The 21,373-nt window shown below is 57.9% G+C and carries 18 protein-coding genes; 8 read left to right on the top strand and 10 right to left on the bottom strand.

The features are described from left to right. Positions 1 to 4 precede the first annotated feature (4 nt). Positions 5 to 334 carry a superoxide response transcriptional regulator SoxS gene (soxS, locus tag Q1L34_RS24515; RefSeq protein WP_004856516.1) on the bottom strand — a complete coding sequence of 110 codons (330 nt, stop codon included), beginning with the start codon at positions 332 to 334 and terminating at the stop codon, positions 5 to 7. An 85-nt stretch (positions 335 to 419) separates the two neighbouring features. Between soxS and soxR the strand changes: the two genes are divergently transcribed. The 4 genes from soxR (at position 420) to Q1L34_RS24495 (ending at position 5,465) form a co-directional block, all read left to right on the top strand. Then, positions 420 to 881 (top strand): redox-sensitive transcriptional activator SoxR, encoded by a 462-nt coding sequence (soxR, locus tag Q1L34_RS24510; protein ID WP_004856518.1) that lies wholly within the window; start codon positions 420 to 422, stop codon positions 879 to 881. Positions 882 to 1,138: 257 nt separating this feature from the next. Further along, positions 1,139 to 1,804: a glutathione S-transferase family protein gene (locus Q1L34_RS24505; RefSeq protein ID WP_044350303.1), complete on the top strand. Its 666-nt coding sequence runs from the start codon at positions 1,139 to 1,141 to the stop codon at positions 1,802 to 1,804. Between the two features lie 391 nt (positions 1,805 to 2,195). After that, complete coding sequence (locus Q1L34_RS24500) at positions 2,196 to 3,545, top strand: NCS2 family permease (protein WP_004856522.1); 1,350 nt, start codon at positions 2,196 to 2,198, stop codon at positions 3,543 to 3,545. 273 nt (positions 3,546 to 3,818) lie between these two features. Further along, positions 3,819 to 5,465, top strand: a complete 1,647-nt coding sequence (locus Q1L34_RS24495; protein WP_004856523.1) for a Na+/H+ antiporter — start codon at positions 3,819 to 3,821, stop codon at positions 5,463 to 5,465. Between the two features lie 100 nt (positions 5,466 to 5,565). Here Q1L34_RS24495 and Q1L34_RS24490 read toward each other — a convergent pair whose 3' ends face one another. Then, positions 5,566 to 6,447 (bottom strand): LysR family transcriptional regulator, encoded by an 882-nt coding sequence (locus tag Q1L34_RS24490; RefSeq protein WP_004856526.1) that lies wholly within the window; start codon positions 6,445 to 6,447, stop codon positions 5,566 to 5,568. Between the two features lie 103 nt (positions 6,448 to 6,550). Here Q1L34_RS24490 and Q1L34_RS24485 point away from each other — a divergent pair, with 103 nt between their 5' ends. After that, positions 6,551 to 6,961: a CidA/LrgA family protein gene (locus tag Q1L34_RS24485; RefSeq protein ID WP_004856528.1), complete on the top strand. Its 411-nt coding sequence runs from the start codon at positions 6,551 to 6,553 to the stop codon at positions 6,959 to 6,961. Continuing rightward, positions 6,954 to 7,643 carry an LrgB family protein gene (locus Q1L34_RS24480; protein ID WP_004856530.1) on the top strand — a complete coding sequence of 230 codons (690 nt, stop codon included), beginning with the start codon at positions 6,954 to 6,956 and terminating at the stop codon, positions 7,641 to 7,643. The genes Q1L34_RS24485 and Q1L34_RS24480 overlap by 8 nt, the downstream gene beginning before the upstream one ends. A 33-nt stretch (positions 7,644 to 7,676) precedes the next feature. Here the strand turns inward: Q1L34_RS24480 and actP are convergent, their stop codons facing one another. The 3 genes from actP to acs form a co-directional block, all read right to left on the bottom strand. Beyond that, the gene (gene actP, locus Q1L34_RS24475) at positions 7,677 to 9,326 is read right to left on the bottom strand and encodes a cation/acetate symporter ActP (protein ID WP_015585355.1); all 1,650 of its coding nucleotides are present in this window, start codon (positions 9,324 to 9,326) and stop codon (positions 7,677 to 7,679) included. Further along, positions 9,323 to 9,637: a DUF485 domain-containing protein gene (locus Q1L34_RS24470; protein WP_004856533.1), complete on the bottom strand. Its 315-nt coding sequence runs from the start codon at positions 9,635 to 9,637 to the stop codon at positions 9,323 to 9,325. Before Q1L34_RS24470 ends, actP begins: the two co-directional genes overlap by 4 nt. 183 nt (positions 9,638 to 9,820) lie before the next feature. Further along, a complete protein-coding gene (acs, locus tag Q1L34_RS24465; protein ID WP_004856536.1) occupies positions 9,821 to 11,779 on the bottom strand; it encodes an acetate--CoA ligase in 1,959 nt (652 codons plus the stop codon). A 411-nt stretch (positions 11,780 to 12,190) separates the two neighbouring features. On the opposite strand from acs, the gene gltP reads away from it, so the two are divergent. After that, positions 12,191 to 13,504, top strand: coding sequence for a glutamate/aspartate:proton symporter GltP (gltP, locus tag Q1L34_RS24460; protein ID WP_004856537.1), 1,314 nt, complete (start codon positions 12,191 to 12,193; stop codon positions 13,502 to 13,504). A gap of 227 nt (positions 13,505 to 13,731) precedes the next feature. Here gltP and Q1L34_RS24455 read toward each other — a convergent pair whose 3' ends face one another. Continuing rightward, a complete protein-coding gene (locus Q1L34_RS24455) occupies positions 13,732 to 14,415 on the bottom strand; it encodes a tetratricopeptide repeat protein (RefSeq protein WP_004856540.1) in 684 nt (227 codons plus the stop codon). 169 nt (positions 14,416 to 14,584) lie between these two features. After that, the gene (gene fdhF, locus Q1L34_RS24450; RefSeq protein ID WP_080636366.1) at positions 14,585 to 16,732 is read right to left on the bottom strand and encodes a formate dehydrogenase subunit alpha; all 2,148 of its coding nucleotides are present in this window, start codon (positions 16,730 to 16,732) and stop codon (positions 14,585 to 14,587) included. Between the two features lie 273 nt (positions 16,733 to 17,005). On the opposite strand from fdhF, the gene Q1L34_RS24445 reads away from it, so the two are divergent. Then, positions 17,006 to 17,734 carry a response regulator gene (locus tag Q1L34_RS24445; protein WP_015585352.1) on the top strand — a complete coding sequence of 243 codons (729 nt, stop codon included), beginning with the start codon at positions 17,006 to 17,008 and terminating at the stop codon, positions 17,732 to 17,734. Between the two features lie 37 nt (positions 17,735 to 17,771). On the opposite strand, the gene Q1L34_RS24440 is transcribed toward Q1L34_RS24445, so the two are convergent. From Q1L34_RS24440 to Q1L34_RS24430, 3 genes are read right to left on the bottom strand one after another with little or no spacing between them, the layout of a single operon-like run. Continuing rightward, a complete protein-coding gene (locus Q1L34_RS24440) occupies positions 17,772 to 18,713 on the bottom strand; it encodes an ABC transporter substrate-binding protein (protein ID WP_064368208.1) in 942 nt (313 codons plus the stop codon). A gap of 36 nt (positions 18,714 to 18,749) precedes the next feature. Further along, the gene (locus tag Q1L34_RS24435; RefSeq protein ID WP_004856549.1) at positions 18,750 to 19,751 is read right to left on the bottom strand and encodes an ABC transporter permease subunit; all 1,002 of its coding nucleotides are present in this window, start codon (positions 19,749 to 19,751) and stop codon (positions 18,750 to 18,752) included. Next, positions 19,748 to 21,268: a sugar ABC transporter ATP-binding protein gene (locus tag Q1L34_RS24430; RefSeq protein WP_015585351.1), complete on the bottom strand. Its 1,521-nt coding sequence runs from the start codon at positions 21,266 to 21,268 to the stop codon at positions 19,748 to 19,750. Before Q1L34_RS24430 ends, Q1L34_RS24435 begins: the two co-directional genes overlap by 4 nt. Positions 21,269 to 21,373: the final 105 nt, after the last annotated feature.

Raw genomic sequence — 21,373 nt, 5'->3', positions numbered from 1 at the left:
ACGCTCAGGCGGAAATTTGATGACGATAATCGCTGGGGGTACGATCGAACTCCCGGCGAAATACCCGTGAGAACGTCTGCTGCGACACGTAGCCCAGATCCATCGCAATATCAAAGATCGGTCGCTGGGTTGTCCGAAGCGCCTCTGCGGCCAGCAACAGCCGGCGCTGGCGGATGTAATCGCCCAGCGTTTGATGCATCACGGCGCGGAACATCCGCTGGAGGTACCATTTTGAATACCCGGATTTTCTGGCGACTACATCAATGTTAAGTGGTTGATCGATATGTTCATCAATCCATTCAATAAGCGTTTGGATAATATCCTGATGGGACATAAAGCGGCCTCTCTCAATTCTCGATTCGTCGTTTTGTCTGCGGGCGAGTATAATTCCTCAAGTTAACTTGAGGTAAAGCGCTTTTATGGAAAAGAAATCCCCCCGTATTAAAATGCTGTTGACCCCCGGTGAGGTGGCAAAGCGTACCGGCGTTGCCGTCTCCGCCCTGCATTTCTATGAAAGCAAAGGGTTAATTCACAGCCAGCGTAATGCCGGTAATCAGCGGCGCTATCGCCGCGATGTACTGCGCGCGGTGGCAATCATCAAGATTGCCCAACGAATCGGCATTCCGCTGTCGACCATTGGTGATGCGTTCGGCGTGTTGCCGGAAGGGCATAACCTCAGCGCGAAGGAGTGGAAACAGCTCTCATCGCAGTGGCGGGAGGAGCTTGATCGGCGTATTCATACCCTGACCGCGCTGCGCGACCAGCTGGATGGCTGTATCGGCTGCGGCTGTCTGTCGCGACGCGACTGCCCGCTGCGCAACCCGGGAGATAAGCTGGGTGAAGAGGGGACCGGCGCGCGGCTACTGGAGGATGACGTATAAAACTAAAGCGCCACAACAGGGCGCTTTAGTTGTTTTCCGGTCTTTGTCTTTAATACTATCCTGGTCGTTCGCAGGAGGGTTTCCCCCGACGTCGGCTCACCTCGGTATTGCGCAAGATGTTGATGGAGGTTCCGGATTGCGCCGACAACTTAATTGTGGCACAGCCCGGCTTTTTCACCCGTTTATTTCGGCGAAATTTTTCCGCCAATCGCCGTCAGTTCCTATAGTTAATTTGAACGAATTACGGGAGAACCTCCATGCTGACGGTACATCATCTCAATCAATCGCGATCCCAGCGCGTGCTGTGGGCGCTTGAAGAACTCCAGTTGCCTTATCGCATTGTCAGCTACCAGCGGGAAAAAAATATGCTGGCGCCGCCGGCGTTAAAGCAGATCCACCCGCTCGGAAAATCCCCGGTAGTGGAAGATAACGGCTACGTGCTGGCGGAATCGGGCGCCATCCTGGAGTACCTGCAGGAAACCTACGATAGCGACCAACGGTTCAGACCGCAGGCGATGGCGGATAAGCTGCAATACCGTTTCTGGCTGCACTATGCCGAGGGTTCACTGATGCCGCTGATGTTGATGAAACTGGTGTTTGCCAGCCTCGGTAAACCGCCCATTCCGCTCGGGATGCGCACGCTGGGCAATGCCCTGGGCAAAGGGGTACAGAAGGCCTGGCTGGACCGGCAAATCGCCACGCACGCTCGCTATATTGAGGATCATCTCTCCTGTCAGCCGTGGTTTGCCGGCGCGCAGCTCAGCATGGCCGATATCCAGATGAGCTTTCCGGTCATGGCGCTGCTGGCGCGCGGCGGCATCAAGGATCTGCCGCGGATCGGACAGTGGGTGCAGCGTATAGAGCAGCGTCCGGCCTGGCAGAAAGCGATTGAACGCGGCGGCCCGTTCACCCTGCCGGAATGAGGTAGTGATTTTTGTGATGACCGCGGTGAATTGCTATCAGCGCAATACAAAAATGTTACCGGATTGCGCATAGACGACAACGTTTGCGCATCGGCTGGTTATTTCATGAACGCCATAAGCAAAATTTAGCGAATTAACACAAACTTCAGTTGAAAAGGCCCGTCTAAAGGCTGGATAATCGTTTGCCTTTGTATTTTGCTCGCTATTTATCCCTGTTCTGGGGGGAGCAAATACATTCTGACCACCGTTATTGTATGCGCGGAGTTAAACGTTTGCTTTTTTGCAGCCCCCCTGGCGCTGCGAGGTCGCACAAGGAGATCGCGTTTAGCTGGCAGTGGATGGTCCACCACGCATACGGACGAACGATTAAAATTTTCAGGGGAAGTTTTCTATGTCTACGCCTTCAGCGCGTACCGGCGGTTCATTAGACGCCTGGTTTAAAATTTCAGCTCGTGGCAGCTCCGTTCGTCAGGAGATTGTTGCCGGTTTAACCACCTTCCTGGCGATGGTGTACTCGGTCATTGTTGTCCCGGGCATGTTGGGTAAAGCCGGGTTTCCTCCGGCAGCCGTGTTCGTCTCCACTTGTCTGGTCGCCGGCGTAGGCTCTCTGGTGATGGGGCTGTGGGCAAACCTGCCGCTGGCCATCGGCTGTGCTATTTCGCTGACCGCGTTCACCGCCTTCAGCCTGGTGCTGGGGCAGCACATCAGTATTCCGGTTGCGCTGGGCGCCGTGTTCCTGATGGGCGTGCTGTTTACCATTATCTCCGCCACCGGTATTCGTAGCTGGATCCTGCGCAATTTACCGCAGGGCGTTGCGCACGGCACCGGGATAGGTATCGGCCTGTTTCTGCTGCTGATCGCCGCCAACGGCGTGGGCCTGGTGATTAAAAACCCGCTGGACGGTTTGCCGGTGGCGCTGGGTCACTTCAACAGCTTCCCGGTGATTATGTCGCTGGTGGGGCTGGCGGTGATTATTGGTCTCGAAAAAATGAAAGTGCCGGGCGGTATTCTGCTGACCATTATCGGCATTTCGATCGTCGGGCTGATTTTTGACCCGAGCGTTCATTTCTCCGGTATTTTCGCGATGCCGTCGCTGAGCGACGACAAAGGCAACTCGCTGATTGGCAGCCTCGATATCATCGGCGCGCTGAACCCGGTAGTTCTGCCAAGCGTTCTGGCGCTGGTGATGACGGCGGTATTTGATGCCACCGGCACTATTCGCGCCGTGGCGGGGCAGGCAAACCTGCTGGATAAAGACGGGCAGATTATCAACGGCGGTAAAGCCTTGACCACCGACTCCCTGAGCAGCGTCTTCTCCGGCGTGGTCGGGGCGGCGCCGGCGGCGGTGTATATCGAATCCGCGGCAGGTACTGCGGCGGGCGGCAAAACCGGCCTCACCGCGGTGACCGTTGGCGTGCTGTTCCTGCTGATTCTGTTCCTCTCCCCGCTCTCTTATCTGGTACCTGCGTATGCCACGGCGCCAGCGCTGATGTACGTCGGTCTGCTGATGCTGAGCAACGTGGCGAAAATCGATTTTAATGATTTCGTCGATGCGATGGCCGGGCTTATCACCGCGGTCTTTATTGTGCTGACCTGTAACATCGTAACCGGCATCATGATCGGCTTTGCCGCCCTGGTCATTGGCCGTCTGGTGTCCGGCGAGTGGCGCAAGCTGAATCTGGGAACCGTTATCATCGCGGCCGCGCTGGTGATCTTCTACGCCGGTGGGTGGGCTATTTAAGCTTTTCTTGCGAATAGCGGGCGGCTCAGGCCGCCCGTTTTATTTTTAAGCCACATCCTGTTTCCTTTTGCGTTAATCTGAGTAGCGTATTATCCAGAGACATGACGCCTCCGGTGTATACCCGTCATACTTCAAGTTGCATGAGCGTTGGCTGTCCTCGCTCACCCCAGCCACTTACTTCAGTAAGCTCCTGGGGATTCCCTGCGTCGCCGCCTGCCTGCAACTCGAATTATTGAGGGTATAAAATAAGAAAACCCAGCAAACAGGGAACACATGGAAATATTCTTCACCATACTCATTATGACCCTCGTGGTCTCTCTCTCCGGGGTGGTTACACGCGTACTGCCCTTTCAGGTTCCACTACCACTGATGCAAATCGCCATTGGCGCGCTGTTGGCGTGGCCGACGTTTGGTTTGCATGTTGAATTCGACCCCGAGCTGTTCCTGGTCCTGTTTATCCCGCCGCTGCTTTTTGCCGACGGCTGGAAGACGCCGACCCGTGAATTTATTGAGCACGGACGAGAAATCCTCGGGCTGGCGCTGGCGCTGGTGCTGGTGACGGTGGTAGGTATTGGCTTTCTCATTTACTGGATCGTGCCGGGTATTCCGCTGATTCCCGCCTTTGCCCTGGCGGCGGTGCTGTCACCGACCGATGCCGTGGCGCTGTCAGGTATCGTGGGCGAAGGGCGCATTCCGAAAAAAATTATGGGAATTTTGCAGGGCGAGGCGTTGATGAACGATGCCTCCGGCCTGGTCTCGCTGAAGTTTGCCGTCGCCGTGGCGATGGGCACGATGGTCTTTACCGTCGGCGGTGCCACGGTCGAGTTCCTCAAGGTCGCCATCGGCGGTATCCTCGCCGGGTTTGTCGTGAGCTGGCTGTATGGTCGTTCGATGCGCTTCCTCAGCCGCTGGGGCGGCGACGAGCCGGCGACGCAGATTGTTCTGCTGTTCCTGCTGCCGTTTGCCTCCTACCTGATCGCGGAACATATCGGTGTATCCGGGATCCTGGCGGCGGTGGCGGCGGGGATGACCATCACCCGTTCCGGCGTGATGCGCACCGCGCCGCTGGCCATGCGTCTGCGTGCGAACAGTACCTGGGCGATGCTGGAATTTGTCTTTAACGGCATGGTCTTCCTGCTGTTGGGTCTGCAGCTGCCGGACATTCTGTCAACGTCGCTGGTGGCGGCGGAAGCGGATCCTAATGTTGAAACCTGGATGCTGTTTACCGACATTATTCTGATCTACGCCGCGCTGATGCTGGTGCGTTTTGGCTGGCTGTGGACGATGCGCAAATTAAGCCAGCGTTTCCTGAAGAGGAAACCGATGGAATTTGGCTCGTGGACCACTCGTGAACTGCTGATCTCCTCCGTTGCCGGGGTACGCGGGGCGATAACCCTCGCCGGTGTGCTGTCGATTCCGCTGCTGCTGCCTGACGGTAACGTCTTCCCGGCCCGCTATGAGCTGATCTTTTTGGCCGCCGGGGTGATTCTGTTCTCGCTGTTTGTCGGGGTGATTGCGCTACCGATTTTGCTCCGCCACATTGAGTCGAGCGACCATGTTCAGCAGCGTAAAGAAGAGCGGCTGGCGCGCGCGGCGACGGCAGATGTGGCGATTGTCGCGATTCAGAAAATGGAGGAGCGTCTGGCGGCTGACACCAAAGAGAATATTGATAACCAGCTGCTGACCGAGGTCAGTTCGCGGGTGATTGGTAATCTGCGCCGCCGCGTCGACGGACGCAACGATGTCGAAACCTCCATCCTCGAAGAGCAGCTTGAGCGTCGGTTCCGCCTGGCGGCGCTGCGTTCAGAACGCGGAGAGCTGTATCATCTTCGTGCGACCCGGCAGATCAGCAATGAAACGCTGCAGAAGCTGCTCCACGACCTTGACCTGCTGGAAGCGCTGCTAATCGAAGATCAGTAGCAGCGTACCGCTTCCCCGGCGGCGCTACGCTGGCCGGGCGATGAATTCAGTATGACTGTTTTTGTCGCCCGGCCAGGCGCAACGCGCCGCCTCCGGGCACTCACTCCAGCCAGAACGCCTTACTGCATTCCAGCCACGCCTGCGCGCTGTGCGACAGATAAACGCCTTCCCGCCAGATCATCCCCAGTTCCCAGTGCAACTCACTCTGCAGCGGTATCCAGCAAAAATTCTGCGCGTCGAGACGTTCGCAGATCGGTTGCGGCAGTATGGCCACGCCGATGCCCGCCTGCACCATGGCCGCGAGGAAGTCCCACTGTCCGCTGCGCACCGCGATGCGGGGCTTCACATCATGACAGGTAAACAGCGCCATCAGCTGCCGGCTCAGCGCGAAATCTTCGTTATAAATGACCAGGGGATGGGCGGCGAGGGCTTCCGGCGAGAGTGACTGAACGTTTTCCCACGCCTCGGTTCTCGGCGTCAGCACGCACAGCGGATGGTTGAAGAGCGGCAGCGTGCTCAGGCCGCTGTCTTCGTCTACCGGCAGCGCCGTCATGGCGAGATCCAGTTCGCCGTTGCTCACCGCCTGCTGAACCGTCAGTCCGCCGAACTCAGCAATTTTCAGCTCCACGCCCGGGTAGCGCTGGCGAAACAGGCCGATCGGTTCTGCCATCAGCATCCCGACCATCGGCGGAATCCCCAGTCTCAGGATCCCTTTGTGCAGGTGATTAATATCGCTCAGCTCCGATTCCAGCTGATGAAATTCCCCCAGAATCGCCTGCCCACGCTCAAAAACAACCCGACCGGTATCGGTCAACAGGAGCCGGCGGCCATCGCGAATCAACAGGGTGCAGTTCAGCTCATCTTCCAGATTTTTGAGCATTTTGCTGATCGTGGGCTGTGTGACGAAAAGTTTTTCCGCGGCGCGCGTAAAACTCTGCTGACGCACCACTTCGACAAAATAGCGCAGCGTTCGGATATCCATAATTATTCCCAGAGACTATACCTGTGATGATTTTAATTCATTTCTGTCCGCTCAGGCGGCTCTCTATACTGCACACCTCGCTTCTTTTTCAGGAATTTCGCTCATGGCCTTCGCGCCAGCTCGTGTGACCCCCTTCGTTGTACAGCGCCTCCAGGTCCCGGTTCAGGTGCTGATTTATGCCGGATTGTTCGTTTGCGCTGAATATTTGGTTAACTGGCTGCATCTACCGCTGCCGGCGAACCTGGTCGGTATGTTGATGCTATTGGCGCTGATTGTCTGTCGGGTTATCCCGCTAAAATGGGTGCGGGCGGGCGCGCGCTGGCTGCTGGCGGAAATGCTGCTGTTCTTTGTTCCGGCAGTGGTGGCGGTGGTCAACTATACCCAGCTGCTGATGGTCGATGGCTGGCGGATCATGCTGGTGATTGCGCTGAGTACCCTGATGGTGCTGGGGGCTACGGCATGGGTGGTGGATAAAGTGTATCGCTATGAAGTCAGCCGGATGAAGCATGAGTGATTTTCAACTGAGCGTCCTGTGCCTGGTTGTGACGCTGGCACTCTATTTCGCCAATAAGCGCCTGTATCGCCGCTTCCACAGGCTGCCGCTGATGCCGCTGGTGTTTACCCCGATACTGCTGGTGCTGATTCTGGTGTTTGGCCACATTTCCTATCAGAACTATATGGGCGAGGCCCACTGGTTGTTATGGCTGTTGGGGCCTGCAACTATCGCGTTTGCCGTCCCGGTATATGACAACCTCGCGGTCATTAAACGGCACTGGATGTCGCTGACCGCAGGGGTGACGACGGCAGTGGTGGTCGCGGTGACCAGCTCCGTGTGGCTGGCGCGACTGTTTACGCTGCCGGATGAGATTCAGCGTAGCCTGGCGGTGCGTTCGATCACGACGCCGTTTGCGCTGGCCGCGGCAAAACCGATCGGCGGTCAGCCGGAGCTGGTGGCGCTGTTTGTGGTGATCACCGGCGTGTTTGGCATGGCGGTGGGCGATGCGCTGTTTATGCGGCTCGCCATTCGTGAAGGGATGGCAAAAGGCGCTGGATTTGGCGCCGCCTCGCACGGCGCAGGCACCGCCCGTTCATATGAGCTGGGGCCGCAGGAAGGGGTGGTGGCTAGTCTGGTGATGATGTTGTCTGGCGTGGTGATGGTACTGGCGGCACCGCTGGTGCGCCTGCTGATGTTTTAATGTTCCCCGGCCGGGCGGCCGGGGAGGGTCAGGTTAGTGCGCCTGGCCGCGTTCGATACCGATCCCGGTTTGCGAACGGATAAACTGAGCGCGGAACTGCTCGCGCTCGCGCATCCCTTCCGCCGAGTTGTCGGTGGCGGAGAAAATCCAGATACCGATAAAGGCGATAGCGATAGAGAACAGCGCCGGATACTCATACGGGAATATCGCCTTTTCGTGGCCGAGGATCTGGACCCAAATCGTCGGGCCAAGGATCATCAGAACCACGGCGGTCAGCAGCCCAAGCCAGCCGCCCACCATGGCCCCGCGAGTGGTCAGCTTCGACCAGTACATCGACAGCAGTATGATCGGGAAGTTACAGCTGGCGGCGATGGAGAAGGCCAGACCCACCATGAAGGCGATGTTCTGATTTTCAAACAAAATCCCCAGCAGAATCGCCACGACGCCCAGCACCAGAACGGTGATTTTCGAAACCCGCAGCTCATCGCGCTCGCTGGCGCCTTTGCGGAAGACGTTAGCATACAGGTCGTGAGAAACCGCCGATGCGCCCGCCAGCGTCAAGCCGGCGACCACCGCCAGAATAGTGGCGAAGGCGACCGCTGAAATAAAGCCGAGGAACAGGTTGCCGCCTACCGCATCGGCCAGGTGTACCGCCGCCATATTATTGCCGCCGATCAGCACGCCCGCGGAATCTTTGAACGCGGGATTTGCGCCCACCAGCATGATCGCGCCGAAGCCGATGATAAAGGTCAGGATATAGAAGTAGCCCATAAACCCGGTGGCGTAGAACACGCTCTTACGCGCTTCTTTCGCATCGCTCACGGTGAAGAAACGCATCAGAATATGCGGCAGACCGGCGGTACCGAACATCAGACCGAGACCGAGCGACAGCGCCGATATCGGGTCTTTCACCAGTCCGCCTGGGCTCATAATCGCCGCCCCTTTCGGATGCACCGCCATCGCTTCACTGAACAGGTTGTTGAAGCTGAAACCGACGTGCTTCATGACCATGAAGGCCATAAAGCTGGCGCCGCACAGCAGCAGGACGGCCTTGATAATCTGCACCCAGGTGGTGGCGAGCATGCCGCCGAAGAGGACGTAGAGCACCATCAGCACGCCGACCAGTACCACCGCGACGTGGTAGTTCAGGCCGAACAGCAGCTGAATCAGCTTGCCTGCGCCGACCATCTGAGCAATCAAATACAGCGCCACCACCACCAGCGAACCGCAGGCGGAGAGGGTACGTATCGGCCCCTGCTTAAGGCGATAGGAGGCGACGTCAGCGAAGGTGTAGCGCCCGAGGTTACGCAGGCGCTCGGCGATCAGGAACAGAATTATCGGCCAGCCGACCAGGAAACCGAGGGAGTAAATCAGCCCGTCGTAGCCGGAGGTGTAGACCAGCGCGGAAATACCGAGGAAAGAGGCGGCCGACATAAAGTCGCCGGCAATCGCCAGCCCGTTCTGAAAACCGGTGATATTTCCGCCCGCGGTATAGTAATCGCTGCGTGAGCGAACGCGTTTTGACGCCCAGTAGGTGATATACAGCGTCAGGGCGACAAAGATCAGGAACATGACGATCGCCTGCCAGTTCGTCGGCTGGCGTTGTACCGCGCCGGTGATGGCGTCAGCGGCACTCGCGGTAAAAGGGAGCGTGGCGGCAATCGCCGTCAGGACTTTCTTCATGATGCGTGCACCTCGTTGATAACGCTTTTGGTCAGACGGTCAAAGTCTCCGTTAGCCCGCCAGACATAAATCCCGGTGAGGACAAAAGAGATAACGATAACGCCGATGCCGATCGGGATGCCTCGGGTGACGCTGGTGCCGGCATGCAGCGGCGTGCCCAGCCAGCCAGGGGCGAAAGCGATGAGTAGAATAAAGCCCACGTAGATCACCAACATAATCAGTGACAGGATGGCGGCAAACCTTTGCCGGGTTGCAACTAACTCCCTGAAATGCGCACTATCTTCTATCCGCTGACAAAGTTGCTCATTCATTACAGCGTCTCCAGAGGTACCCTTTTTGTCATCCGCGCGCTGACCGTCGGCAGCACTTATCCGCCCGGCAATGTGCTGTCGGGAAGAGAGGGTGCTTCCTGCTGTCCTGCTACGTGGAATCCTTAGGGCGTATGATTTATGTCCTCTCCCCTGACGGGGAGAGGGTGTAGGGAATGAGTCCGTTTACGACGGCATCGCAATAGCCTGCTTCTCTTCGAGCAGTTTTTCCACGACGCCCGGATCCGCCAGTGTTGACGTATCGCCGAGGTTGCTGGTATCGCCCGCGGCAATCTTGCGCAGGATACGACGCATGATCTTGCCCGAGCGGGTTTTCGGTAATGAATCGGTCCAGTGGAGCACGTCCGGCGTGGCCAGCGGGCCAATCTCTTTGCGTACCCAGTTGCGCACCTCCGCATACAGCTCCGGCGTCGGCTCTTCACCGTGATTGAGCGTGACGTAAGCGTAAATCGCCTGACCTTTGATGTTATGCGGAATACCGACCACGGCCGCTTCGGCGATTTTCGGATGCGATACCAGCGCCGATTCGATCTCTGCGGTCCCCAGACGATGGCCAGATACGTTCAGAACGTCGTCCACGCGGCCGGTGATCCAGAAGTAGCCATCTTCATCGCGACGAGCGCCGTCGCCGCTGAAATACATATTTTTGAAGGTGGAGAAGTAGGTCTGTTCAAAGCGCTCGTGGTCGCCGAACAGGGTTCGCGCCTGTCCCGGCCAGGAGTCGGCGATGGCCAGGTTACCTTCGGTCGCGCCCTCCAGCGGAGTGCCTTCATTGTCGACCAGCACCGGCTGCACGCCGAAGAACGGACGCGTGGCGGAACCCGCTTTCAGCTCAATGGCGCCCGGCAGCGGAGTAATCATGAAGCCACCGGTTTCAGTTTGCCACCAGGTATCCATCACCGGGCATTTCTCGTTGCCAATCTTCTTCCAGTACCACTCCCAGGCTTCCGGGTTAATCGGCTCGCCGACCGAGCCCAGAATACGCAGAGAAGAGCGGTCGGTGCCTTCGATGGCCTTATCGCCTTCCGCCATCAGCGCACGGATCGCCGTCGGCGCGGTGTAGAGAATATTGACCTTGTGCTTATCGACGACCTGACACATCCGCGCCGGCGTCGGCCAGTTCGGCACCCCTTCAAACATCAGCGTGGTGGCGCCGCAGGCCAGCGGGCCGTACAGCAGATAGCTGTGGCCGGTCACCCAGCCTACGTCGGCAGTACACCAGTAGATGTCGCCCGGATGGTAGTCGAAGACATATTTGAAGGTGGTGGCGGCATAGACCAGGTAGCCGCCGGTGGTGTGCAGCACCCCTTTGGGCTTACCGGTTGAACCGGAGGTATAGAGGATGAACAGCGGGTCTTCCGCATTCATTTCTTCCGGCTGGTGCTGGTCGCTGGCTTGCGCAATCAGGTCGCTCCACCACAGGTCGCGTCCTTCCTGCCAGTCGATTTTGCCGCCGGTGCGTTTAAGCACAACCACGTGCTCGATGCTTTTGACGTTCGGATTTTTTAACGCGTCGTCGACGTTCTTCTTCAACGGAATTGCGCGTCCGGCGCGCAGCCCTTCATCGGAAGTAATGACCAGACGCGAGTTCGAGTCAATGATACGTCCGGCAACCGCTTCGGGAGAAAAACCGCCGAAGATCACCGAGTGAATCGCGCCGATACGGGCGCAGGCCAGCATGGCGACGGCGGCTTCCGGCACCATTGGCATATAGATAGCGACGACATCGCCCTTTTTAATGCCGAGGTCGAGCAGGACGTTAGCAAAGCGGCAGACGTCGTGATGGAGCTCGCGATAAGTGATGTGTTTGCTCTGGCTGGCGTCGTCGCCTTCCCAGATAATCGCGGTCTGGTCGCCGCGTTCGGCCAGGTGGCGATCGAGGCAGTTAGCGGCAAGATTCAGCGTGCCGTCTTCATACCATTTAATAGAGACGTTGCCCGGAGCGAATGAGGTGTTCTTCACGCGCGTATAGGGCCGCATCCAGTCAAGGATTTTGCCTTGCTCACCCCAGAACGCATCCGGGTCGGTGACAGATTGGTGATACTGCGCCTTGTACTGTTCCGGGTTAATCAGGCAGCTGTCCGCAATGTTAGCGGGAATAGAGTGCTTATGTATTTGGCTCATGGCTTTTTTTCTCCTGTAGGTTGTTAAATATATGTCAAGTAAACGTTAAGAGTAGGGTCTTTCACGGCTTTGTTTGCTATTTGGGGGACAGATCACGCATTGATTCAACTGAATGAAAATCAATCAAATGAAACTTTGAAGTGAAATAATTTCAGAAATGTATTTATAGAAATGGAAGCTATGAAATTTTTTTTATAACAGATACTTATGCAACGGAAGTGGGGAAAGTTAGCGAATTTATGCAGAAACCCAGAGAAAAGCCCTGTTCTTAAACGCTTGCGTAGCATGCCGTGCAGATGATACTGATACCGCGCGTTAAAAAACCCCATAGAGCAACGCAACACAATTCATATCCCTTTCAGTGGGCATCATGACTTCCGGGAATGGTGCCTCTCATTGAGGAAGTCAGTAGTGAAGAAAAAAACAAAAGTCAGCCTGGCCTGGCAGATTTTGCTGGCCCTGGTGCTGGGTATTCTGCTGGGCAGCTATCTGCATTACCATGCCGACGGTCGTGATTGGTTAATTGCGAATTTCCTGACGCCGGCGGGCGATATCTTTATCCACCTGATCAAGATGATCGTCGTTCCGATTGTTATCTCGACGCTGGTTGTCGGGATTGCCGGCGTTGGCGACGCGAAGCAGCTGGGCCGAATCGGCGCGAAAACCATTATCTATTTTGAAGTGATCACCACCGTGGCGATCGTGCTGGGGATTACCCTGGCCAACGTCTTCCAGCCGGGTAGCGGCATTGATATGTCGCAGCTGGCCGCGGTGGATATTTCGAAATATCAAAGTACAACGGCAGAGGTGCAAAGCCACGCTCATGGCCTGATGGGAACGATACTGTCACTGGTGCCGACCAACATTGTCGCGTCGATGGCGAAAGGCGATATGCTGCCGATTATCTTCTTCTCGGTACTGTTCGGTCTGGGACTCTCTTCGCTGCCGGCGACCCATCGTGAACCGCTGGTGACCGTTTTCCGCTCCATTTCCGAAACCATGTTCAAAGTGACCCACATGGTGATGCGCTATGCGCCGGTCGGGGTGTTTGCGCTGATTTCGGTGACCGTTGCCACCTTTGGCTTCGCCTCGCTGTGGCCGCTGGCCAAACTGGTTATCCTGGTCTACTTCGCGATTCTGTTCTTCGCGCTGGTGGTGCTGGGGATCGTGGCGCGGGTATGCGGATTAAGTATCTGGATTCTGATCCGTATTCTGAAAGACGAGCTGATTCTGGCCTACTCCACCGCCAGCTCCGAGAGCGTACTACCGCGTATTATTGAGAAGATGGAAGCCTATGGCGCACCGGCTTCTATTACCAGCTTTGTCGTGCCGACCGGCTACTCGTTTAACCTCGATGGCTCAACGCTGTATCAGAGTATCGCGGCGATCTTTATTGCCCAGCTGTACGGTATTGACCTGTCGCTGTGGCAGGAAATCACCCTGGTACTGACGCTGATGGTAACTTCGAAAGGGATTGCCGGCGTGCCGGGCGTCTCCTTCGTGGTGCTGCTGGCGACGCTGGGGAGCGTAGGGATTCCGCTGGAAGGGCTGGCCTTTATTGCCGGCGTTGACCGTATCCTCGATATGGCGCGTACCGCGCTGAACGTGGTGGGCAATGCGCTGGCGGTGCTGGTGATTGCCAAGTGGGAGCACAAGTTTGACCGCAAGAAAGCGCTGGCCTATGAGCGTGAAGTGCTGGGCAAATTTGATAAAACGGCGCAATAAAATGCAAAGCCCGGCGCGACCGCGTCGGGCTCAGCGTGTTGACAAAGCGTGCTTAAATTGCCCGGCGGCGCTGCGCTTGCGCGGGCCGACAGAGCGTGTGCAAGTGTTGAGACTGCGGGTGTTGTAGGCCGGGTCAGGCGTCAGCCGCCACCCGGCAAAACGCGGGCACCGGGTTCCAACAGGTTTATCAACCGTCTCAAAGCCCGGCGCGACCGCCGGGCTTTTTCTTATCTTTTACTTATCCTGTCGAACTCTTCGCAGCCGGTATCAAATCCCTCCTGACAGCTGACATTGAGCCAGTGCAGCGCTTTCTGCTGGTTGGGTTCGATAAAGCCTTGTTCTCCCTGCAGGAACATCATCCCGGCCCAGTATTCGGCATAACCGGTACGGGACAGCGAGGAGCTGCGTTTAAAATAGTCCGTTGCCCTGGCGTCATCCTCTGTCATCTGGACGCCGCTGGCGTAAATCAGACCTAACAGCATCTGGGCGTCGACGGCGGAGTCGCTTTCCGGATCCTGGGCGGCATCCTGTAGCAGGGTGATGGCATGTGAATAGTCCGTCGGCCCGGCCTGATGGTTGACCAGCACGCGGGCCAGGATAATTTCGCCAGCCTTGCTGCCAACCTGCACCGCCTTCTCCGCCAGCTCTCTGGCCTGTTTGTAATCGGCCTGCTGCGGGTTGCGGATTTTCAGCTGGGCCAGTAGCGCCAGCGCATCCCCGTCACCGTTATCGGCCGATTTCTGCGCCCAGTATTCGGCCTGCTGATAATCACCGTAACTGACGTAGGTATCGGCAAGATAGTACTGCGCCCGCGGATCGCCGGCTTCCGCCTGGTGTTTGTACTGGCTGCCGGGATCCGTGGCACCCGCGGCAAGAGAGAACAGCATCAGAAGTAAATAGAGGTATTTCATTTTTTATTATCGGTCAGGAACACAGCGCGCAGTATAAAGGGAGGTGAAAAAGAAGAAAATGGCGGCGGCTGCCAGGTTCGATAAAAGTGGGCTGCGCCAGCTATCCCGCAACCCGGATGGCGAAAATGCGCCCCCCGCCAGCATTATGTGGCCGGGGGCGCCGTCTGCCTTAACCCATTGCGCTTTCGCGCAGGCGGGCTTTCAGCCTGGTGTACTCATCAATCACATACTGCTCGGCGGCGCGCTGGTCGGCGATGCGCTCAACGTTCACGGCACAGTACTTGTACTCCGGCGTTTTGGTTATCGGGCTTAAGTTCTCCGCTACCAGCTCATTACAGGCGCCAATCCACCACTGATAGGTCATATAGACCGCCCCTTTATTCGGCCGGTCGCTGACCTGCGCGCGGGTGATAATGCGGCCTTTACGTGAGTTCACCCACACCAGCGCCTCATCCTCAATACCCAGTCGCGCGGCATCGGCGGTATTGATTTGCGCATAGCCCGGTTCATCCGCCAGCGCGGCCAGCGCCGCGCAGTTGCCGGTCATGGAGCGGCACGAATAGTGGCCTACTTCCCGCACGGTGGAGAGCACCATTGGATACTCGTCGGTGAGCTTATCGATCGGCGCAACCCAGTCGCAGGTGAAGAACTGCGCCAGGCCGTTCGGGGTGTCGAACTTCTCTTTAAACAGATAAGAGGTCCCCTGGTCGGCGTCGGACTCATCGCGGCACGGCCACATCACGTAGCCCAGCTCGCCCATTTTCTCGTAGGTGGCGCCGTAAAAGTCCGGGCACAGATGCCGCAACTCGTCCCAGATCTCCTGGGTGTTGTTGTAGTGCATCGGATAGCCCATCCGGGTGGCGATTTCGCTGATGATCTGCCAGTCGGTTTTCAGGTCCCACTTCGGCTCTACCGCCTTAAAGAAGCGCTGGAAGCCGCGGTCCGCTGCGGTATAGACGCCTTCGTGCTCGCCCCACGAGGTGGACGGCAGGATAACGTCGGCCGCCGCGGCGGTTTTGGTCATGAAAATATCCTGGACAATCACCAGCTCCAGCTCTTCAAACGCTTTACGCACGGCAGAGAGCTCGGCGTCGGTCTGCAGCGGATCTTCGCCCATAATGTACGCTGCCCGTACTTCACCGTGCGCCGCGCGGTGCGGCAGCTCGCTGATGCGATAGCCGGTATGCGCCGGCAGGCTCCCGACGCCCCAGGCTCTGGCGAACTTCTCGCGGTTCTCCGGGAATTTCACGTATTGATAGCCCGGATAGGTGTCCGGCAGCGCCCCCATATCGCAGGCGCCCTGCACGTTGTTCTGGCCGCGCACCGGGTTGACGCCGGCGCTCGGCTTGCCGAGGTTGCCGGTGAGGATCGCCAGGCTGGTCAGCGAGCGCACGGTCTCCACGCCCTGATAGAACTGGGTCACGCCCATGCCCCACAGGATGGCGGCGGATTTCGCGCCGGCATACATCCGGGCACAGGCGCGGATCTCCTGTGCGCTGACGCCGGTGATGGCTTCCACCGACTCCGGCGTATAGCCTTCGACGATTTTACGATACTCCTCGAAGCCCTCAGAACGGCTGGCGACGAAGGATTTATCGTAGAGATCCTCTTCGATAATGACGTGGCCGATGGCGTTGAGCAGTGCGATGTTGGAGCCGTTTTTCAAGGCAATATGCATATCGGCAATGCGCGCGGTTTCAATCTTGCGCGGATCGCAGACGATAATCTTCGCCCCGTTGCGTTTGGCGTTAATCACGTGATTCGCCACAATAGGGTGTGAGTCGGCCGGATTGTAGCCGAAGATAAAGACGAGATCGGTGTTATCAATCTCCGTGATGGCATTACTCATGGCGCCATTACCGACCGACTGGTGCAGACCTGCAACCGAAGGGCCGTGTCAGACGCGAGCGCAGCAGTCGACGTTATTGGTACCAATAACGGCGCGCGCGAACTTTTGCATCACATAGTTGGTTTCGTTCCCCGTCCCGCGGGACGAACCGGTGGTCTGAATGGCGTCCGGACCGTACTTCGCCTTAATGGCGCTGAGACGGGTCGCGACGTAGTCGAGCGCCTCCTCCCAGGAGACGGATTCCAGTTTTCCGCCACGCTGACGGCGGATCATAGGGGTTTTCAGGCGCGGGGTGAGGATTTGGGTATCGTTAATGAAATCCCAGCCATAATAGCCTTTCAGGCACAGGGTTCCCTGGTTGGTTTTCCCCTGTGCCGCCTCAGCCCGGACGATTTTGCCGTTATCGACCACCAGGTTGATTTTGCAACCTGATGCGCAATACGGGCAAACCGTGACGACTTTTTTCATCGGTCTTGCTCCAGTTCATCAATGGGCGCATATGCGCTATCACGCCGTCAATATGCATCTTCTATGCCATGTTTTCATTGTGGGTATTGACTGATGATACGTCGATTTTTTGGGCTAAATGCTGACGAAAAGCAGGGCGTCGTCAGTTTTGACGTGTCGAAGGGCGGTGAGATGTGACATGGATTGAAGAAACGCGATCCGGTAATGGATTTGTCGAGGGGGCTTTGCTGAATTAATCAGACAGAGATCGTTCCGTGCGGGCAGAGGCAAGTAATGAAACCGGTCATTTTGGTTGTGGATGACGACAGCGCGATTGGCGAACTGCTTAGCGATGTGCTCAGTGCGCATGTTTTTGACGTGCTGCTGTGCCAGACCGGCAGCGATGCGCTGGCGGTAGCGGCCCAGCGGACGGATATCTCGCTGGTGTTGCTGGATATGATTCTCCCCGACACCAACGGGCTGCTGGTGCTGCAACAGCTTCAGCGTAGCCGACCTGATTTACCGGTGGTGATGCTGACCGGCCTCGGCAGCGAATCCGACGTCGTAGTCGGGCTGGAAATGGGCGCCGATGATTATATTGCCAAGCCGTTCAACTCCCGGGTGGTGGTGGCGCGGGTGAAAGCGGTGCTCAGGCGTAGCGGTGCGCTGGGTGCCGAAGGCGCGAGCGGCGGCACGGGATTGCTCTTTAACGGCTGGCGGCTGGATACGTTTCGCTGCGAGTTGTTTAACTCGCAACAGCAAGCGGTGCCGCTGACCCAGGGAGAGTACAGCCTGCTGCTGGCGCTGGCGCAAAACGCCCGCCGGGTGCTCAATCGCGAGCAGCTGTTGGCCCTGACCCATAGCGAAAGCACCGAAGTCTTTGACCGGACGATTGACGTGCTGATCATGCGCCTGCGGCGCAAAATCGAACCGAATCCGCATCAGCCGACGCTGATCAAAACCCTACGCGGTCTGGGCTATGTGTTCGCCGCGGATGTTATCCACGGCGACAGGGCGGCGTAGCCCCGGCAGACGCGGGGCCAGCAGGGAGACAGGACTCTTACTTCACGGTCCAGCCTTTGTAACTGCCGATATTGTTTTTATCGATCAGGGTCACCGGGATCAGCACCGGTGCGGCCGGTGCCGGTTTCCCCTGCAGAATGTCATAACCGATCTCTACCGCTTTCGCCGCCATGACCTGCGGGTCCTGCGCCGGCGTCGCCACAAACAGCGAGTTTTTACGTTTCAACGCCTCTTCACCGTCCGGACTTCCGTCGACGCCAACGATAAAGAACTCATGACGCTGCGCCTGTTTTGCCGCCAGATCGGCGCCGATCGCGGTCGGATCGTTGATGGCAAAGACGCCATCGATCTTCGGATTCGCCGCCAGCAATGAGGTCATAATTTCCAGACCACCTTCACGGCTGCCTTTCGCGTTCTGGTTGTAGGAGAGCACTTTGATATCCGGGTGGCGTGCAAACTCGGCCTGGCAGCCTTCGACGCGGTTCTGCACAGCGGAAACCGGCGGCCCGTTGATAATCACGACATTCCCTTTGCCTTTCAGGCGGTCGGTGATGTATTTACAGGCCATTTCTCCCGCCTGAGTGTTATCAGAGGTGATGGTGGCATTGGCGCCTTCGGCGGCCACGTCCACCGCAACCACCACGATCCCGGCATCTTTCGCGCGTTTTACCGCAGGGCCAATCCCTTTTGAGTCGGCGGCGTTGAGGATAATCATGTCGACTTTGGCGGCAATAAAGTTATCGATCTGCGCCACCTGCTGACCGAGATCGTAGCCGCTGGAAACCAGCGTCACTTTGACGCCATCCCCGGCCAGCTTGCGGGCTTCCAGCTCGGCGCCTTTGGTTATCTGCACGAAGAACGGGTTGGCCAGATCGCCGACCGTCACGCCGATGGATTTGAGTTCTTTAGCCTGGGTGAACGGCGCTGCGGCCAGCAGCGTGCCGGCACAGAGCGCGATCGCTAACGGTTTCAAACGCATATTGTCTTCCTCACTCGTAGGGTATTGGTATTGTTGTTATGCACTTTGATGGTGTCGGGTACGGTATTTGTCGATCAGCACCGCAATGATGATCACCGCCCCTTTGATCACCAGTTGCCAGAAATAGGAGACGCCCATCAGCGTCATGCCGTTATTGAGCGTGGCGATAATCAACGCCCCCACCAGCGTGCCGGTGATAGTGCCGATGCCGCCGACGAAGCTGGTCCCGCCGAGAATAACGGCGGCGATGGCATCCAGCTCATAACCTACGCCGAGGTTGCCGTTCGCGCTGTACAGCCGCGAGGCGCTCATGACGCCGCCCAGCCCGGAGAGCAGGCCGCTCATGCCGTAAACGAACAGCAGCACCAGCCACACTTTGATCCCCGTGAGCCTTGCCGCCTGCATATTGCCGCCTACGGCGTAGATATGAACGCCAAGGGTGGTGCGGCGCAGAATGAACCAGCACACCGCTACCACCATCAGCGCGATCACCACCAGCCACGGAACCGGCCCGAGGTAATCGTTGCCGATCCATTCGAAGCTGATATCGGAGTTAATCACCGTGGTGCCGTTGGCCAGCAGATAGGCGGCCCCGCGTAGGGCTGTATAGGTCCCGAGCGTCACGATAAACGGCGGTAGCCCGGCGAAGGCCACCAGCGCGCCGTTAAACAAACCGAGCAGCAGGCCGAGCATCAGCGCCGCCGGAATGGAGAGCAGGGAGAGCTCCGGCATCAGCGAGACCACCATCGCCGCCACCGCGGTGGTGCCGAGAATCGAGCCGACGGACAGATCGATCCCCCCGGTCAGAATGATGAAAGTCATCCCGGCGGCGAGCACGATGTTGATCGACGCCTGCCGGGTAATATTCAGCAGGTTGCTTTCGGTAAAGAAGTTGGGGGCGATAAAGCCAAATACCGCGACAATCAGGATTAAAATCGGCAGGATACCGACCGTTTGTACCAGATCGCCCATCAGGATTTTCTTCGCTGATACCGATTTTGCCACCGGCTGCGCGGCGGTCTCTTTCTGTGTTGTCATGGTGATACCGCCTTAAGGTGAGAGTCGTTTACGCCGGTGGCCAGCGTCATAATGCTTTCCTGGCTGATGTCGCCGGCCTGGAGTTCGCCGGCGATGCTGCCTTCGCGCATGACGTAGACCCGGTCGCTCATGCCGACCACTTCGGGGAGTTCGCTGGAGATCATCAGGATGGCCACCCCCTGGCGCGCCATCTGGGTCATGATGCGGTAAATCTCGCTTTTGGCGCCGACGTCGACGCCGCGCGTCGGTTCATCAAGCAGCAAAATGCGCGGACCGATGGCGACCCAGCGGGAGATCAGCAGCTTTTGCTGATTGCCGCCGGAAAGGCCGCCGGCCCGCACCTGTGCGTGCGGCACGCGAATATTAAGCAGGGAGATCGCATCGTCGGAGAGGGTCTGCGCCTTTTTGCGATTGAGCATACCCCAGCGGGCATCCCGTTCGAGGGTGGCCATGGTGATGTTCTCCTGCGCCGCCATTTCGAGGAACAGCCCCTGCTCCTTGCGGTTTTCGGTGAGAAAGCCGATACCCAGCTCGATGGCTGCACGCGGAGAGTGAATGACCACCGGTTCGCCGTCGATCTCGATGACGCCGCCGGTGGCCCGACGCACGCCGAAAATCAGCTGCGCCAGCTCCGAGCGGCCGGCGCCGACCAGACCGGCCAGACCGACGATTTCCCCGGCCCGTACCACCAGACTGCTGGCTTTCACTTTACCGCCGTCGGTCAAATCCTCTACCCGCAGGCGCGGCTGACCGGGCGGAATATCGCGCTCTTTATTGAACAGGTCGCTTAACGGACGGCCGACCATCATTCGCACCAGTTCGGAGGCGTTGAGGTTGTCGCGGGTCAGGCTGCCGACGTACTGGCCATCGCGCAATACGCTGACGCGGTCGGAGAGTTCATAAACCTCCGCCATGCGGTGGCTGATATAGATAATGGCCATCCCTTCATCGCGCAGGCGCAGAATCAGCTCAAACAGGCGCTGGGTCTCACGGGAGGAGAGGGCGGCGGTGGGTTCATCCATCACCAGGACCCGGCTGTTGCGATGCAGGGCGCGGGCGATCTCCACCTGCTGCTGTTCGGCAATGGTCAGGGTCATCACCCGGTCGCTGGCCTTAAACTGAGCGCCGAGACGATCTATCACCGCCTGGGCCTGATTAATCATCTCTTTGCGCTGTACCAGCCCGCCGCGCGCCAGCTCGCTGCCGAGGAAAATGTTCTCGGCGACGGTTAAATTCGGCGCCAGCTGCATCTCCTGGTAAATCAGGGTGATCCCGGCGGCCAGCGCATCTTTTGGCCCTTTAATGGCGTGCGGCCGTCCGTCGATCAGGATCTCGCCGCTGGTGGCGGTATATGCCCCCGCGAGGATCTTCATCAACGTGCTTTTGCCGGCGCCGTTCTCCCCCATTAAGGCGTGGATCTCACCGGGCCAGACCGTCAGATCGACGCCTTTCAGCGCATAAAACTTGCCAAAGGCTTTGGCAATATTGCGCATGGATAGTACCGGTGTCCCCTGCATGGCGGCTCTCCTGCGAGTGTGATCGAGAATCGCAGTGCACCACACGACGATAAATACAAAATGTCAGACGCCGTTCATATTTGTCATATTGATGAATAGTTAACC

The organism is Klebsiella ornithinolytica (genome assembly GCF_030505655.1).
GTDB classification, from domain to species: domain Bacteria; phylum Pseudomonadota; class Gammaproteobacteria; order Enterobacterales; family Enterobacteriaceae; genus Klebsiella; species Klebsiella ornithinolytica.
The sequence above is the reverse complement of the archived record's forward strand: the minus strand, read 5'-3'. Positions and strand labels throughout refer to the sequence as shown.